This is a genomic window from Gracilibacillus sp. HCP3S3_G5_2 (assembly GCF_052063305.1).
Taxonomy (GTDB): domain Bacteria; phylum Bacillota; class Bacilli; order Bacillales; family Amphibacillaceae; genus Gracilibacillus.
On record NZ_JBQHXU010000008.1, the window covers coordinates 46,151 to 62,611 of the forward strand.

The following is a 16,461-nucleotide window of genomic DNA, read 5'->3' on the forward strand; positions in this document are numbered from 1 at the left end:
ATTCGCTAGTCCTATGTTGCTCTGATCATGCCTGTTTTTGTAACGGTATATTATCGGTATCCTTTTTTTGTTCATATTGTTCATGCAATTCATCATCTGTTAAATAATATTCTTCTCCAAAGGAGTTTTTAGGCTCCTCTAACATGAAATAACAAATAACAAAGCTTAAGAAAGCACCACCAGCTAAGATAAAGAAAAATTGCTGTGGATTTACAAAGGTATATAAGGTTAAGTAAATAGTTGAACCAACATTTCCATAAGCACCAGACATACCCGCAATTTGTCCTGTAACCCGCTTCTTTACCATTGGGATAACCGCAAAGGTGGCTCCTTCTGCTCCTTGGATAAACATAGAAGTAAGAATGGTAATGGCTATAGCAACAATAATTGGCCAGCTCGAATTGATGAAACCCATTGATACAAGACCGATCGAAATACCAATCATATATACAAGCATAACCTTTCTTCTGCTTCCCATTCTATCTGACAGAACACCCCCAAGCGGTCTAGCCAATAAATTTACGAAAGCAAAAGAGGAGGCAATTAATCCAGCCTGCCCTGGTGACAAAGAAAATGTTAACTGAAAAAACATCGGCAACATCGAAACAATTGCAAGTTCCGCTCCAAAATTGGCAAAATAAGTACTATTTAATGCTACAACATTCTTGAACTTGTATTTATCTTGTTCAGGTACTCCTTTTTTTAGGATCGGGACGTTTACTTTCAAAATGGCATAGATTTGATAAATTAAGACAATGCCAATTGTAGCATATACAATATATAATAATTGATTGGAGATAAACCCTAATCCTTCCAGTCTCCATGCACTAACAGCAACTGCACCACCTAGAGGAATGGTCCAAAGAATAAGTTGGATCATATCTCCCCAGCTACTAACTTCAAGGGCAGCAGCCTTCTTTGGTTTAATCAGTGTTTTACCTTCGGGTGTGTCTCGGACACAAATATAGTAAATAATACCGTAGACGAAACAAATAATACCTGTAAAGGCTAAGGCATAACGGTAGCCATCATCTCCTCCTAATAAGGTTAATGCAAGCCACGGTAGTACCATTGCCCCAACTGCAGAGCCAAAATTTCCCCAGCCACCGTAGATTCCTTCAGCAAAACCGACATTTTTAGGGGGGAACCATTCAGCGACCATTCTTATACCAATTACAAAACTTGCGCCAATACTTCCTAGAATTAACCTTGCTATCATCAGTTGTGCCCACGAGTCTCCAAATGCAAATACAAGTGTAGGTACTGACATCGTAATCAACAGACCTGCATAAACAACTCTTGGCCCAAATTTATCAAGTAGTTGCCCAATAATAATTCGGGCAGGTATAGTAAGTACGACATTACAGATCCCTAAGGCGGCAATATGGTCCGCAGTTAACCAGTCCATATCTGCCATCATGGTCGTTGCTAATGGTGCCATATTGAACCACGCGAAGAAGGAAACAAAAAAAGCAAACCAAGTAAAATGTAATACTTTCACACGTTCATCCTTAAAAGAAAATAAATCTGTGAATTTCATTCAGCCACTCCCCAACAAGAATTAAATTTAGTATCATTTTTACATGTTTTGGAATGGTGGTCTGGTATGTTGTAAGATGATTTTACAGATTATTTCGCATTATCCGCTGTTAAACATGAGATTGTTTTGGAGATATCCTTACAAAGAATGCCCTTTTAGTGAAGTGTTTAGAGGTGATTATTTTGGTAAGATTGATTAGAAACTGAAGAAATAAGAGATAATTCAAATAAATCAATGAGGTTTATCATCAGTGAATACTATAAGTAAGAAAGCGATCATTTCAACCAATTGAAATAAAAAAGCTGAGGAGATTTTAGTAATAAAAACAAAACGATACGAAGGAATAATAAAGAGATTGGAAAAAGACAAAGCACTTCCAAATAGTAGTAAAAAAGAACCGAGAGAATATCCGTCACTCGGTCCTAAACGTCTGTATAACCCCACTGTTCATAGTCTACTTGATCTTTAATTGTTCAAATCCACGTGCAATGGTATGATAATTATGACTATCGGAACCTGGTTTGCATGGAATGCCTTTTTGTATTGCTTTTTCGATGATTGGCAATGGAGGATATAATTCCTGACATTCTTCTTTAAAAAGACCTGCTGTGTTGATATCTAATTCTAATTGATGTTCTTGAATTAGATGGAGCATCCTGTCTAAGGTAACATGATAGCTCTGATCGACAGCATATTTGCGCTGATATTTATGAATTAACGTTAAATGACCGATTCGGTTTGGCTTATAAGTACCTAGATCAGCAATAATTGCTTTTTCGAGTGTTTGATAATATTTATCGTAAACCGCTTCTACACTGCCAAATAATTGAATGATCCGTGCAAATTCTTCACTGCTGAAATCAATACATACATAGTTTTGATCAGGACTTCTCAGCATGTGAACTGATAGAATGGCATCATCGATGTAGTGACCATATTGATCAAGAAATGCAGTAGTTGCATCTTCATATGCTTCAATATAATCGATTTCAAAGCCTACATTAATTTTAATATCTGCCTTATATTTTTGTTTGGCATGCTCAATAGTCTCAATATATGCATCAAGATTGTCCCATGACATCGCACTGTCTTGGTCTGGCGTTGGGTCACTGAAATCTTTCGGCAATGGTGCGTGTTCAGTAAAGCTTAACTCTTTCATACCCTTTTTAATGGCTTGTTCTATATATCTTTCGACTTTATCATTTGAGCCATGCGGACAATATTGGGTATGTACATGATAATCTCCCTTCAAGTACATAGTAGACATCTCCTTGTGTAAATAAGTATGCTTATTATTGTATACAGAATTTACAAAAATGAAAAGTGATGATTGACAGAATAGAAAAAAATATGCTAATGTTGTAGACAGAAGCAACCACTTTACCACGGTAGAGTGGTAAATCAATAAAGTGATAATTAGGATGTGAAGATCTTATGTTTTTACCGGCAGGAAGCCAAGACGAAACAGGTAGTCAAATATCTAACAGGCTACGAGCATCTGAAATTTTTAGAAGAGTTACTCAGAAACGTAATTTTCAGCAAATCTCTACCCCGGTAGTAGAGTATGCCGAGACCTTTACCAATGAAGTAGCAGGAATGGACTTACATTCTATGCTGAAATGGTTTAATGGTGATGGTGAGATTGAAGTGTTAAGACCCGATTGGACTGCAGCTATTGCACGAGCGATAGCAGGACAACATCCCTCCAAACAAAAGTGGTCCTATCAAGGCAGTGTGTTTCGCTTTGATAAAGAAGATACAGAGAGCAGACAGGCCGGTATTGAGATCGTTCATGCTGATCGTTTTTTTGGAGAGGCAGAGAGCCTGCTAACAGCAGTAGCATACCTAAAAAATTTAAATATCAATGCTTATGTTATCGAGTTAGGGCATACGGGAATTTTTGATGCATTGATTTCACCATTTAAATTCAGTAAACGTGAGGAAGAGGAATTATTGAAAGCAATGCATGACAAACGATCAGATCTTGTCAAAGAGATCGTTGTGAAAGCTGGAAATCCGGAGTTAGCTGACCCATTACTTGCATTAATTGATGCATACGGATCCCGAGATATTATTGGACAATATCGAAAACGTTGGGCCAATCGTGAAGAATTGACAGAGATTTTAAGCCATATTGACAGGTTGATTGATTTACTTGAAGCTTCCGGTGTCACAGAGGTTATCGTAGATCTTGGCCGTGTGAAAAATCTGCCTTATTATGATGGTATTATGTTTAGAGGGTTTCTCACTAATGATGGATCGACTTGCTTTTCTGGTGGCAGGTATGACCGTCTCTACGAGCAATTTGATCAATCAACATCAGCAGTAGGACTTGCTTTTGATGTCGATGAGTTAGCGAAACACATGGAACCGGAACGAGAACCGGAAAAAATTTGTATCATAGCTTCTCCGGAAACACACGCAATTGCTGAAAAGTTCCGTATGGAAATGGATGAGCAAGTAGTTGATATCCAATATAAATTAAAGAATCAATCAAGCTATCATAAAATATATCACGTGGTAGAGGAGAACAGTCAGTATAAGGTGGTTGAAAAATGAAGCCTGTAATTGCGTTAACAAAAGGACGACTGGAAAAGCAATTTTTGAAATTTTTCGAAGGTTTAGGATATGAAGTTGCTCCACTATTAGAAAAAGGCAGGAAGCTTCAAATTGAGACAAAGGAATTTTCCTTCTTTTTTGCCAAAGGGGTAGATGTAACCACATATGTAGAGAACGGTATAGCAGATATCGGGGTTGTCGGTGGAGATATTTTAATCGAGCATCAGCCTGATGTATTTAATTTATTCCCTTTACCATTTGGTTATTGCCGAATGGCATTGGCAACCAAAAGCGATTACCAGTGGCCAGATCAAAAAAAACGTATTGCCAGTACATTTACCAATATTACAAAAACGTATTTTAAAGAAAAAGGTGAATCGGTTGATATCATCAAGCTAGAAGGATCTGTCGAGCTTGCACCAATATTAGGACTCGCTGATGGAATTGTAGATATTGTGGAAACAGGAACGACACTAAAAGAGAATGGTCTAGTGATACAAGACGAATTCTTGTCGTTTAGTGCCAGGTTAATTGCTAATCGATCGTCATTGAAAATTAAACGAAATCAATTAGTACCTGTAATAGAACGATTTAGGGAAGGAGCGAGAAAGGAATGATTCCTTTATTATCGCCTGAGGAATTTTTAACAAAAGCAGCACCAGAAAAAACAAATAGTCAAGAGCAACAAAAATACTTACAAGCAGCAAGCCGCATTATCACAGATGTACAAAATGGTGGTGATGAAGCTGTACGGTCATACATTGAGAAATTTGACGGTAAAGCCCCGGATACATTTTTAGTCACAGCTGAAGAACGAAAAGCAGCATGGGATAAAGTGGAGGAAGACGTCATAAATGCGCTACAACGTGCTGCTACTAATATTCGTGAGTTTCATCGCAAGCAACATACTAATGCCCGAATGATGCAGGTTGATGGAGACATTATCTCTGGTCAACTGTATCGTCCAATCGACCGTGTAGGTGTTTACGTACCAGGGGGAACAGCCGTTTATCCATCATCGGTTTTAATGAATGCTATTCCAGCTGTTCTTGCTGGTGTTTCTGAAGTAAATATGACAACACCTGTTAAAGACGGCGAAGAGCTTGCGCCAATTTTAGCTGTTGCAGCTGATATTGCAGGTGTAACCAATATCTATCGTGTCGGCGGCGTACAAGCAATTGCAGCCCTAGCATATGGTACGGAATCTATTCCAAAGGTTGATAAGATTGTTGGTCCTGGCAATGCATATGTTGCTGCTGCGAAAAAATTAGTTTATGGTGATGTTGGCATTGATATGATTGCAGGTCCAAGTGAGGTAGCAATTATCGCTGATGAATCGGCAAATCCTGTCATGATTGCAGCTGACCTGATCGCGCAGGCTGAACACGATACCAATGCCCGTGCTTTCCTCATAACGACATCTCCAGCATTGGTGAAAGCAGTTGATCATGAACTGGTCAAACAATGTAAGGTACTACCACGTAAGGAGATAGCGACTGCTTCTCTTCAGGAAAAAGGTGGGAGTGTAGTTGTAGGTACGTTATCTGAAGCATTTGATCTAGTAAATAGGATTGCACCGGAACACCTGGAAATCCAAGTAAATGATCCATTCAGCTATTTAGGCAAAGTAAGACATGCTGGCTCCGTTTTTTTAGGTTCCTACACACCAGAAGCTTTAGGTGATTACTATGCAGGACCTAATCACGTTTTACCAACCTCGGGTACAGCCAAATTTTCTTCCGGTTTATCGGTAGATGATTTTGTTAAGAAAACCACGTATCTCTATTATTCAGAAGATGCGTTGCGAGAAGCTGGTGAAGATGTTATAAAAATTGCTAATCAAGAACAATTAACAGGCCATGGACTTGCGGTAAGCAAACGTTTGGAGGAGAAATAATGAGAACAGCTACTAAGAAAAGAGAAACACTAGAAACGCAAATTGAAGTTACCGTGAATTTAGATGATCCGAATGAAATTCGGATTGAAACGGGTGTCGGTTTTTTTGATCATATGCTTGAAGCATTTGCTCGTCATGGTAGAATCGGTCTAGTTGTGAAAGCTTCAGGGGACTTGCACATCGACAGTCATCACACCGTCGAGGATGTCGGTATAGTGTTGGGGCAACTAATCAAAGAAGCACTTGGTGACAAAAAATCAATCAATCGCTTCGGAAGTGCCTATGTACCAATGGATGAATCGTTAGGGTTTGTTGCCTTGGATATTAGTGGACGACCTTTTCTTGTATTTGATGGGGAATTTACGAATGACAAGCTTGGAAACTTCGACACGGAATTAGTCCAAGAATTTTTACAGGCTTTTGCTTTCCAATCTGCCATTACGTTACACGCAAAAATTGTGTACGGACACAATACGCACCATAAGATTGAGGCGATTTTCAAAGCACTTGGTCGCGCATTGGGAGAAGCAATCCGAATTAATCCGGAAATTAAAGGGGTTAATTCTACAAAGGGGTTAATCGAATGATTGCAATTGTAGATTATGGTATGGGAAATGTAGCAAGTGTGAAAACAGCTTTTCAGCGCTTAGGATATGAGGTAGAGATTACTGACTCTGTTGAACGATTAGAGGCTGCCAGTCATATTGTTTTACCAGGTGTAGGATCTTTTCAAGCTGCAGCTTCGGAGATTAGCCAGCGGAAATTGGCTGAACCATTGCAGAAGCTAGCTGTAGAAAAACCGTTCTTAGGTATATGCCTGGGTATGCAATTACTGTTTGATAAAAGCTATGAAAATGGTATTTCAAATGGTCTTGGACTGATTCCTGGTGAGGTTAATCGAATAGAAACAGAATATATACTGCCACATATTGGTTGGAACCAATTACAAATAGAAAATAACAATCAAGCCTTTGCAACTTTCCAAGATAAGCATGTCTATTTTGTGCATTCTTTTCAAGCAAGAACCGATCAACAATATCTTGTCGCAACAGCAGATTATGGTACAAAAGTTCCCGGAATTGTACAAAATGGTCATGTCTATGGTATGCAATTTCATCCGGAAAAAAGTGGGGAAGTCGGAGTAGAGTTGTTAAAGGTATTTATGGCAGAAACCAAAAGCGATAGGGGGCAATTAGTGTGATTGCCAAACGGATAATTCCATGCTTAGATGTCAAAGAAGGAAAAGTTGTAAAAGGGACGAACTTTGTTGGTTTAAGAGAACTAGGTGATCCGGTAGAGATGGCATCTAATTACTCGAAAGATGGTGCAGACGAAATCATTTTTTTGGATATCTCAGCGACAAACGAGGGACGACAAACAATGGTGGAAATAGTAAGACGTACTGCTGAACAAGTTTACGTCCCGTTTACTGTTGGTGGTGGGGTTCGAACAATTGAAGATGTAAACCGTTTGTTAAAGGCTGGCGCTGACAAAGTAGGGATGAACTCTGCTGCGGTTTATAATCCGCAACTCATTACAGAATCCTCTAACAGATTTGGTGCACAATGCACGGTTGTAGCAATTGACGCAAAACGAGTTGGAGACAAGTGGCATGTGATGACACATGGGGGAACGAAAGACACCGGTATGGATGCGATTGAATGGGCAAAAGAAGCTGAAAAAAGAGGTGCAGGTGAAATTTTGCTGACAAGTGTTGATACAGATGGTGTCAAAGACGGTTTTGATCTTCCATTAACAGCTGCGGTTGTTTCCGCTTTGCGTATTCCTGTTATTGCCTCAGGAGGTGTCGGGAAGCCAGAGCATTTCCCAGAAGTTTTTAATAAAACCGATGTATCTGCAGGTTTAGCAGCATCAATCTTCCATGAAAACTCCTTTACAGTCAAACAAGTAAAGGATGTATGCATGCAGCAAGGAGTGAATATTCGTGAAGCCTGATTTTTCAAAAGGACTTATACCTGCAATCGTAACAGATTATTATACAAAAGATGTGTTAATGCTTGCTTATATGAATGAAGAAGCGTACGAAAAAACGTTAGAAACGAAACAGACCTGGTTTTATTCCAGATCTCGTGAAGAATTATGGAATAAAGGAGCGACATCTGGAAATACCCAAGAGGTCCAGACGATTGATTTAGATTGTGATCAGGATACATTGTTGATTCAAGTTATCCCAGCAGGACCAGCTTGTCATACTGGTGAGACATCGTGCTTTTTCAATCGCGTAGCTGAAAAGGAAACGAACTTTGATACTTCCATTATTGAAAATGTTATGAAAGAAGTGAAGCAGCGTAAAACGGAACGTGTTGAGAATTCCTATACCAATTATTTATATGATAAAGGTGTTGATAAGATTGGTAAGAAGGTCATTGAAGAAGCAGGTGAAGTGGTAATCGCAGCCAAAAACGATGATAAGGAAGAACTGACTAATGAGGTGAGTGACCTGTTATATCACACTCTTGTTATGATGGCGAATCAAGGTGTAACATTAGAAGATGTCAAACAAGAATTATCCAATCGCTTTGCTAAGAAAGGGAACAGTAAAGGTGACCGTGTGGAAATTGCGAAATGGTAGTGAATTAATTTGCAATATATATCTATCATAATATAAGGCAGGACTATTCCATTAGCTATAATGAATTTTCTTTCTAGCTAGTACTGATTTTTTGCTCGTTTTACTTATTTACTGATTATAGCTAATACAAATCGATTATTTATTTGTTAATCGACGGTTACATGATTGAAGGAAGGGGACAGTTATGGATTCTATTATCGCTGTCACTGCAATGATCATTCTCTTATATCACATACTGGATAACAAAAGTTTAATTAAAAAGCTATCCATTCTCCAAATTATCGGAGTAGTACTTACCTATATACTATATATTGGAATAGCGCTAGTAGTTATCTATTATGGAGGCAACTGGTTAGTGAGCTTTATTCCTGTAAATATATTAAAGTACTTAGTGTTTTTCATTATAGTGGCAGTTTCGATGTATATCATTATGCTGTTACTTAGGAAGACACTATCTAAAATAACCAATGGCATAATTAAAGAACAGCCTTACGAGGATACATAAGGCTGTTCTTCTTTTTAAAAGATTAGTTTTGCTCCCAATGCTTTTCAATAAATTGATCTCTACCTGATTTTTCACGGTCTTCCAAGTATTCTTCTTTGTTTTTCTTATAAAAGTCTTGATGATATTCCTCGGCCGGATAAAACGTACTAGCAGGTAATATGTTCGTAACGATCTCTTTTTGGAATCGATTTGAATTTTTTAGCTTCTCTAAAGAATGAATCGCTAATTTTTTTTGCTCATCATTATGATAGAAAATCGCTGTCCGGTATTGTGGACCTCTATCATGAAACTGACCACCATCATCGGTAGGATCAATTTGCGGCCAAAATAAATCGAGAATTTGTTGATACGATATTTTCTCAGGTTCATAGGTGATTTGTACAGCTTCATAGTGACCTGTCATACCCGTTTTCACTTTTTCATAGGTTGGGTTTTCTGTATTTCCACCAGTGTATCCTGAAATGACGCTTTCAACACCATCCCATTGATCAAAAGGTTTAACCATACACCAGAAACAACCACCAGCAAATGTAGCTTTTTCTAAATTTTTCATTTTGTCAGTTTCTCCTTTACCTTGCAAAATCCGCTTGTAGCATTTAATATACAAGTTATATGAAAAGAAGTAAATCAATTAAACTTAGAGGGTGAAAAAATGACGGATAGATCTCACATCCTTATTATAGATGGGATGGCATTATTGTTTAGAGGATTTTTCGCAACAGCATTTACCGGTAATTTTATGGTCAATAGTAAAGGCATTCCAAGAAACGGGTTGTTTGGTTTCTTGAATTATTTTACCAATGCCATCGAAACTTTTCAGCCAACACACGTTATTTGCTGTTGGGATATGGGAAGCCAAACGTTTCGAAATGAGTTATATGATAGCTATAAATCAAACCGTGATGCACCTCCTGAAGAGCTTGTACCACAGTTTGACTTGGCAAAAGAGATTGTGACAGCATTTCAAGTTCCGAATGTAGGAGTTACTGGATTTGAAGCGGACGACTGTATTGGTACGCTTGCCAAACAACTGCACAAAGAACATCAAGTGACAGTCGTAACTGGTGATCAAGATCTGTTGCAATTAGTAGATGATAATATTAATATTGCTATCATGAAAAAAGGACAAGGCAATTATGATGTCTTTAATGCTGATAACTTCTATGAGAAGAAGGGATTGACTCCTAAACAAATTATCGATCTAAAAGGATTGATGGGAGATTCATCTGATAACTATCCAGGAGTAAAAGGTGTAGGGGAAAAGACTGCCTTAAAATTATTAATGCAATATGAAACAATTGACAACTTGTTAGCAGATAAAGAGAATTTAACAAAAGGTATGCAAAAGAAATTGGAGCAATATGCTGACGATCTAGCAATCTCTCGAAAATTAGCTGCTATTCATACAGAAGTACCCCTTGCTTTTTCAGTAGACACAGCAGTGTGGAACAATGATTTAACAAATATTCGAACGTATCTAATCGATGAATTAGAATTCCAAAATCCTGGACGTTGGTTGGATAAATTATGGGAGAAAGCAGCTAGATAATCATGAAAGTATAAAACAAAAGAGCTAGCCTAAAAGCTAGCTCTTTTGTTTTAGTACTAATTATTTTTTCTTACATACACTCTTTCTTTCTTAACCATCTATTTGCAATCAAAATAATCACATATAAGGCAAACAAAACAAGAAAAATGTTACTGAATGAAGCACTAGTAGATATCTGATTAAATGGATTCCATGGACTAGCCAACACCAGCTAGTTCATAACTTACTGAAACCTTTGTAAAATCGAGAAAAATTCTTTAATAAACTCATAGAATACTTGTTCAGATGGGGCCAGTTTTCTGTTCTTAGGAATAATTATTCCAACAGTACGTTTTAATTCAGGATTTTGAAGCGCTACTTTTGCGCTATAGTATGGATTTAGATCATTGAAAGCACTTTCCGGCAACAATGTGATCCCGATACCTGCAGCTACCAATCCCTTAATTGCATCTAAATCTTCCCCTTGAGATGACACATTTGGGGTGAATCCTGCTTGCACACAGCCATCAATAACGAGTTGGTGTAAGATATATCCCTCCGGAAATAATACAAATGTTTCATCATGTAAATCACGCAAATCCACACTGCTCTGTTCTGCTAACGGGTGTGAATTTGGCACTAGTGCATAAAAATTTTCTGTAAATAAGACATCGCCTAAAATATCAGGATGTTCGGTAGGAACAGGACCTAAAAAAGCTACATCAATTTCACGGTTTTCTACAGATTCAATTAAAAAGTTATAAGAACCTTGTCGTAGCTGAAAGCCGATTTTAGGGTGCTTTTTCTTAAATTCCGAAACAACTGTAGGTAATAGGTTACTTGCCAAACTGGTAGGAAAACCAATTTTAATGGAGCCTCTTTCTGGATCGATGTATTCATCGATTTGCTTTTTTGCATGATCAATTGCTTTTAATGCCGTTTTGGTATGAGTTAGAAATATACGTCCTATATGTGTAAGGCGGACATTTCTTCCTTCTCGTTCAAATAGTTCGACACCAAGCTCTGCTTCAAGATTAGCTATTTGTCTACTAATAGCAGACTGTGCAACATGTAATTCAGCAGCTGCATCAGAGACATGTTCACGCTCTGCAACTTCAACGAAATAGCGTAGTTGACGTAATTCCACTTGTTTCACCTCATAATATATATCAAAATTAGAACAATGTTATGTTTATTATATATTGTTTCGATCAATAAGAAAACTTACAATAGAAATAGACACCTTAAAAGTAAATTGAATGGGGGCGACATATATGACGTATCATGACTTGCCTAGTGCCCAAGGGTTATATAATCCTGATTTTGAACATGACGCTTGTGGTATTGGTTTGTATGCGCATATAAAAGGGAAGCAAACGCACGAAATTGTAACAAAAGGTTTAGACATGTTATGTAAATTAGAACACCGCGGTGGACAAGGGAGCGATCCACTGACAGGTGATGGATCTGGTTTAATGGTGCAGATCCCTGATAAATATTTTAGAAGAGAATGTAAAGACTTTCAACTACCAGCTGTCGGACGTTATGGAGTTGGTATGTTATTCTTGTCACAAAATGAACATGAACAAAAGCAAGCAAAAGAAAAAATTAATCAATTAATTGAACTAGAAGGGCAAAAATTAATCGGCTGGAGAGATGTCCCTACAGATCCAACACATATTGGTAAAGGTGCAATCGAAACATTGCCAACTGTTCATCAAGTATTTATTGAAGCAGCGAATGATTTAAAAGACGACTTAGCTTTCGAAAGAAAATTATACATTATTCGTAAACAAGCGGAAAATTGGGCGGATCAACAAGGAATTCGTTTTTATTTTCCAAGTTTATCGAACAGAACGATTGTTTATAAAGGTTTATTAACCCCTGATCAAGTAGACAAATTTTATCTAGATTTACAAGATGAAGATTTTGTCTCTGCTTTTTCACTAGTACACTCACGTTTTAGTACAAATACCTTCCCTTCTTGGGAAAGAGCACACCCGAATCGTTATCTCATTCACAATGGTGAGATTAACACGATGCGAGGAAATGTTAATTGGATGCGTGCAAGAGAAAAACAATTTGTATCAGAAGCATTTGGTGACGACTTAGAGAAGGTATTACCAATTATTAATGGTGGTGGAAGTGACTCAGCTACTTTAGATAATGCATTGGAATTTTTCACATTGGCAGGCCGTAAGCCGGCACATGCTGCGATGATGCTAATTCCTGAACCATGGGAGAAAAATCCGCACATGGATGATAAAAAACGCGCATTCTATCAATATCACAGCATGATGATGGAGCCATGGGATGGGCCAACCTCTATTACTTTTACGAATGGTAAACAAATCGGAGCAATTCTTGATCGTAATGGTTTACGTCCGGCACGTTATTATGTAACAAAAGATGATTATATTATCTATTCTTCTGAAGTCGGTGTCGTCGACTATGAAGAAGAAAATGTATTATTAAAAGAGCGTTTAAGTCCAGGCAAAATGCTTCTTATCGATTTAGAAGAAGGGCGTATTATCTCAGATAAGGAAATTAAAGAAGAGATTGCAAGCGCACATCCTTATGAAGAGTGGTTAGAGGATCAGATTGTGCCATTAGAAGTGGAAGCGAAAAATGATGACTATATTGATCCACAACTTCTTCAAAAGCAAAAGGCATTTGGTTATACAACCGAGGACATCGAAAAATATCTTCTTCCTTTATTAGAAGAAGGAAAAGATCCAATTGGTGCGATGGGTAATGATATGCCATTAGCGGTATTATCTGAACGTCCGCAAAGTCTGTTTAACTATTTTAAACAATTGTTTGCACAAGTAACAAATCCACCAATCGATGCTTATCGTGAACAATTAGTTACATCGATGTTAACGTGGCTAGGTGCTGAGGGAGATATCCTACACCCAGCTAAAACAAAAACTAACAGAATTCGTTTAGCGTCACCGATTTTATCAAATACACAAATAGAAAAGCTAGCAAACAATGAAATTGCAGGTTTTCAATCAGAATTTATCGAAACGTTGTTTACAGATAATATGGAAAAAGCGCTTCATAGTGTGTTTGAACAAGCGAAAAAGGCAATTGAAGCAGGAAGCAATATTATCATTTTAAGTGATAAAAATATGGATGCGAACCAGAAATCGATTCCGACTCTTCTCGCTGTGAGTGGCTTGCATCAGTATTTGGTACGGGAAGGAATACGCACGAAAGCAAGTATTATTGCTCAAACCGGTGAAGCAAGAGAAGTTCATCATTTTGCTACAATGCTGGGTTATGGTGTTGATGCCATTCATCCATACCTTGTTTACCAAACATACTCCACAGCTATTTTAGATGATCGTCTAAAGATGACACTAAAGGAGGCACAAGAAACATTTATTCGTGTAGCAACAGAAGGCGTCATTAAAGTAATGTCAAAAATCGGTATCTCGACAGTGCAAAGTTACCGTGGTGCGCAAATATTTGAAGCAGTCGGTATTAGTAAGAAGGTAATCGAAGAACATTTTACTGGTACTGCATCACAGATAGATGGTATTGGCTTAGATGTAATACAAGAAGAGACCGAAAAGCGCCATAATGAAGCATATCAAGCTGCTGTTCAAGCATCTCTTGAATCAGGTAGTGATTTCCAATGGCGTAAAGTAGGAGAACATCACGCTTTTAATCCAACTACTATTTATACATTGCAATGGGCTTGTCGTCGTGGTGATTACGATCTTTTTAAAAAATTCTCTAAAGCAGCAAACGAAGAGCGTATCGGCTTTTTACGAAACCTTTTTGATTTTAAGAAGTCGAATGCTATTTCTATCGAAGAAGTGGAGCCTGTTGAGTCGATTGTTAAACGTTTCAAAACAGGCGCGATGTCCTTTGGTTCCATTAGTAAAGAAGCACATGAAGCCTTAGCTATTGCGATGAACCGTTTAGGTGGTAAAAGTAACAGTGGCGAGGGTGGCGAAGATCCTGACCGTTTCAGTAGAGACGAAAACGGGGACTTACGTTCCAGCGCAATTAAACAGGTAGCATCTGGACGCTTTGGTGCGAAAAGTCATTATCTTGTAAATGCAAAAGAATTGCAGATTAAGATGGCACAAGGTGCGAAGCCTGGTGAAGGAGGGCAATTACCAGGTATGAAAGTTTACCCATGGGTAGCTGATGTTCGAGGCTCGACACCTGGTGTAGACTTAATTTCCCCTCCACCACACCATGATATTTATTCAATTGAGGATTTAGCACAATTAATTCATGATTTAAAAAATGCGAACCGTGATGCAAGAATTAGTGTTAAACTCGTAGCAAAATCAGGTGTAGGCACAATTGCTGCAGGTGTAGCAAAAGGTAACGCAGATGTAATTTCTGTTGTTGGTTATGATGGTGGTACAGGTGCTTCACCAAAAACAAGTATTAAACATGCAGGATTACCATGGGAATTAGGTCTTGCAGAGGCACATCAAACCTTAATGTTAAATGGACTGAGAGATAGAGTAATTCTCGAAACAGATGGAAAATTGTTAACAGGTAAAGATGTTGTAATGGCTGCGTTATTAGGAGCAGAAGAGTTTGGATTCGCAACAGCACCTCTCGTTGTTATCGGATGTGTAATGATGCGCGTATGCCATAATGATACGTGTCCAGTGGGGGTAGCCACGCAAAATCCGGAATTACGAAAAAAATTCACTGGTAATCCAGATCATGTTGTGAACTACATGACATTTATTGCAGAAGAAGTTCGTGAAATTATGGCAGAGTTAGGCTTCCGAACAATTGATGAGATGGTTGGAAGAACCGATATATTAGAAGTTTCTGAGCGTGCAAATGCACATTGGAAAGCTAAACACTTAGATTTAACAACACTTCTTCACCAACCAGAAGGAACACGCATTAATACAACAACACAAGATCATAAGTTAGATCAATCACTAGATATGAAACATATATTACCAACTGTACAAAAAGCAATTGATTCAGGAGAAGCTTTAGAAGCATCATTCCCGATTAAAAATACCGATCGTGTAGTAGGTACCATTGTTGGAAGTGAAATTTCTAAGAAATATGGCGAAAGAGGTTTACCTGAGGATACGATCAATCTTCATTTTATTGGATCAGCTGGACAAAGTTTTGGTGCCTTTATTCCTTCGGGTATGACATTGACAGTAACGGGTGATGCAAATGATTACGTCGGGAAAGGCTTATCAGGCGGAAAAATAATTGTACGTGCTTCTGAGAAAACGACCATTGATCCTGGTAACAATGTAATTGCTGGTAACGTATCCTTCTATGGTGCGACAAGTGGTGAAGCATATATTCAAGGCTACGCGGGAGAACGTTTTGCGGTAAGAAATAGTGGAGCAAAAATCGTGGTGGAAGGCGTTGGTGATCATGGCTGTGAATATATGACAGGTGGTCGCGTCGTGATTCTCGGAAACGTAGGTAAAAACTTTGCTGCTGGTATGTCTGGTGGTATCGCCTATGTGAAACCAGATAATATTGAACGTTTTAAACGTTTGTGCAATACAGATTTAGTGCAGTTTGAAGAATTAACAGATCGTAAAGAAATGGAAGAAGTAAAAGAATTAATCATGAATCACTATGAATATACCAATAGTGATAAAGCAGCTGTAACACTGCAAGATTGGGAAAATGAAGTGAAAAAATTCGTGAAAGTAATCCCTACAGACTACAAATTAATGTTAAAGCAAATAGATTGGTTTGAAGCTCAAGGTTTATCAGTGGACGAAGCTCGCTATGAAGCATTCACAGCGAAAAAAGAAAACAAAATGACTGTGGCAGTACAAACAGAAGAGGTAATAACTAAATAGAAAGGAGACAG

14 protein-coding genes are annotated in these 16,461 nt (G+C 38.1%); 10 read left to right on the forward strand and 4 right to left on the reverse strand.

What is annotated here, in order from left to right; all coding sequences use genetic code 11:
- Positions 1–25: 25 nt before the first annotated feature.
- Both ACTNEP_RS12730 and hisJ read right to left on the reverse strand, forming a co-directional pair.
- Entirely contained in the window at positions 26–1,540 is a 1,515-nt protein-coding gene (locus tag ACTNEP_RS12730) for a NarK family nitrate/nitrite MFS transporter (protein ID WP_441162396.1), read from the reverse strand.
- 454 nt (positions 1,541–1,994) lie between these two features.
- On the reverse strand, positions 1,995–2,798 hold the full coding sequence (hisJ, locus tag ACTNEP_RS12735; RefSeq protein WP_441162397.1) for a histidinol-phosphatase HisJ: 804 nt from the start codon (positions 2,796–2,798) through the stop codon (positions 1,995–1,997).
- Between the two features lie 176 nt (positions 2,799–2,974).
- Here hisJ and ACTNEP_RS12740 point away from each other — a divergent pair, with 176 nt between their 5' ends.
- From ACTNEP_RS12740 to ACTNEP_RS12775, 8 genes are all read left to right on the forward strand, one after another.
- Complete coding sequence (locus ACTNEP_RS12740) at positions 2,975–4,099, forward strand: ATP phosphoribosyltransferase regulatory subunit (protein ID WP_441162398.1); 1,125 nt, start codon at positions 2,975–2,977, stop codon at positions 4,097–4,099.
- Positions 4,096–4,716 (forward strand): ATP phosphoribosyltransferase, encoded by a 621-nt coding sequence (gene hisG / locus ACTNEP_RS12745; protein WP_441162399.1) that lies wholly within the window; start codon positions 4,096–4,098, stop codon positions 4,714–4,716. Before ACTNEP_RS12740 ends, hisG begins: the two co-directional genes overlap by 4 nt.
- The gene (hisD, locus tag ACTNEP_RS12750) at positions 4,713–5,996 is read left to right on the forward strand and encodes a histidinol dehydrogenase (protein ID WP_441162400.1); all 1,284 of its coding nucleotides are present in this window, start codon (positions 4,713–4,715) and stop codon (positions 5,994–5,996) included. Before hisG ends, hisD begins: the two co-directional genes overlap by 4 nt.
- Positions 5,996–6,583 (forward strand): imidazoleglycerol-phosphate dehydratase HisB, encoded by a 588-nt coding sequence (gene hisB / locus ACTNEP_RS12755; protein WP_441162401.1) that lies wholly within the window; start codon positions 5,996–5,998, stop codon positions 6,581–6,583. The genes hisD and hisB overlap by 1 nt, the downstream gene beginning before the upstream one ends.
- A complete protein-coding gene (gene hisH / locus ACTNEP_RS12760) occupies positions 6,580–7,197 on the forward strand; it encodes an imidazole glycerol phosphate synthase subunit HisH (protein ID WP_441162402.1) in 618 nt (205 codons plus the stop codon). Before hisB ends, hisH begins: the two co-directional genes overlap by 4 nt.
- Positions 7,194–7,952, forward strand: coding sequence for an imidazole glycerol phosphate synthase subunit HisF (gene hisF / locus ACTNEP_RS12765; protein WP_441162403.1), 759 nt, complete (start codon positions 7,194–7,196; stop codon positions 7,950–7,952). Before hisH ends, hisF begins: the two co-directional genes overlap by 4 nt.
- Positions 7,942–8,589: a bifunctional phosphoribosyl-AMP cyclohydrolase/phosphoribosyl-ATP diphosphatase HisIE gene (gene hisIE, locus ACTNEP_RS12770; protein ID WP_441162404.1), complete on the forward strand. Its 648-nt coding sequence runs from the start codon at positions 7,942–7,944 to the stop codon at positions 8,587–8,589. Before hisF ends, hisIE begins: the two co-directional genes overlap by 11 nt.
- A gap of 184 nt (positions 8,590–8,773) precedes the next feature.
- Positions 8,774–9,094, forward strand: a complete 321-nt coding sequence (locus ACTNEP_RS12775; RefSeq protein WP_441162405.1) for a hypothetical protein — start codon at positions 8,774–8,776, stop codon at positions 9,092–9,094.
- A 22-nt stretch (positions 9,095–9,116) separates the two neighbouring features.
- Here the strand turns inward: ACTNEP_RS12775 and msrA are convergent, their stop codons facing one another.
- Positions 9,117–9,647 carry a peptide-methionine (S)-S-oxide reductase MsrA gene (msrA, locus tag ACTNEP_RS12780; protein ID WP_441162406.1) on the reverse strand — a complete coding sequence of 177 codons (531 nt, stop codon included), beginning with the start codon at positions 9,645–9,647 and terminating at the stop codon, positions 9,117–9,119.
- A 99-nt stretch (positions 9,648–9,746) separates the two neighbouring features.
- Here msrA and ACTNEP_RS12785 point away from each other — a divergent pair, with 99 nt between their 5' ends.
- Positions 9,747–10,643, forward strand: a complete 897-nt coding sequence (locus ACTNEP_RS12785) for a 5'-3' exonuclease (RefSeq protein ID WP_441162407.1) — start codon at positions 9,747–9,749, stop codon at positions 10,641–10,643.
- Positions 10,644–10,866: 223 nt separating this feature from the next.
- Here ACTNEP_RS12785 and ACTNEP_RS12790 read toward each other — a convergent pair whose 3' ends face one another.
- Complete coding sequence (locus tag ACTNEP_RS12790; RefSeq protein ID WP_441162408.1) at positions 10,867–11,769, reverse strand: LysR family transcriptional regulator; 903 nt, start codon at positions 11,767–11,769, stop codon at positions 10,867–10,869.
- A gap of 127 nt (positions 11,770–11,896) precedes the next feature.
- Between ACTNEP_RS12790 and gltB the strand changes: the two genes are divergently transcribed.
- Positions 11,897–16,450, forward strand: a complete 4,554-nt coding sequence (gene gltB, locus ACTNEP_RS12795) for a glutamate synthase large subunit (RefSeq protein ID WP_441162409.1) — start codon at positions 11,897–11,899, stop codon at positions 16,448–16,450.
- Positions 16,451–16,461 lie beyond the last annotated feature (11 nt).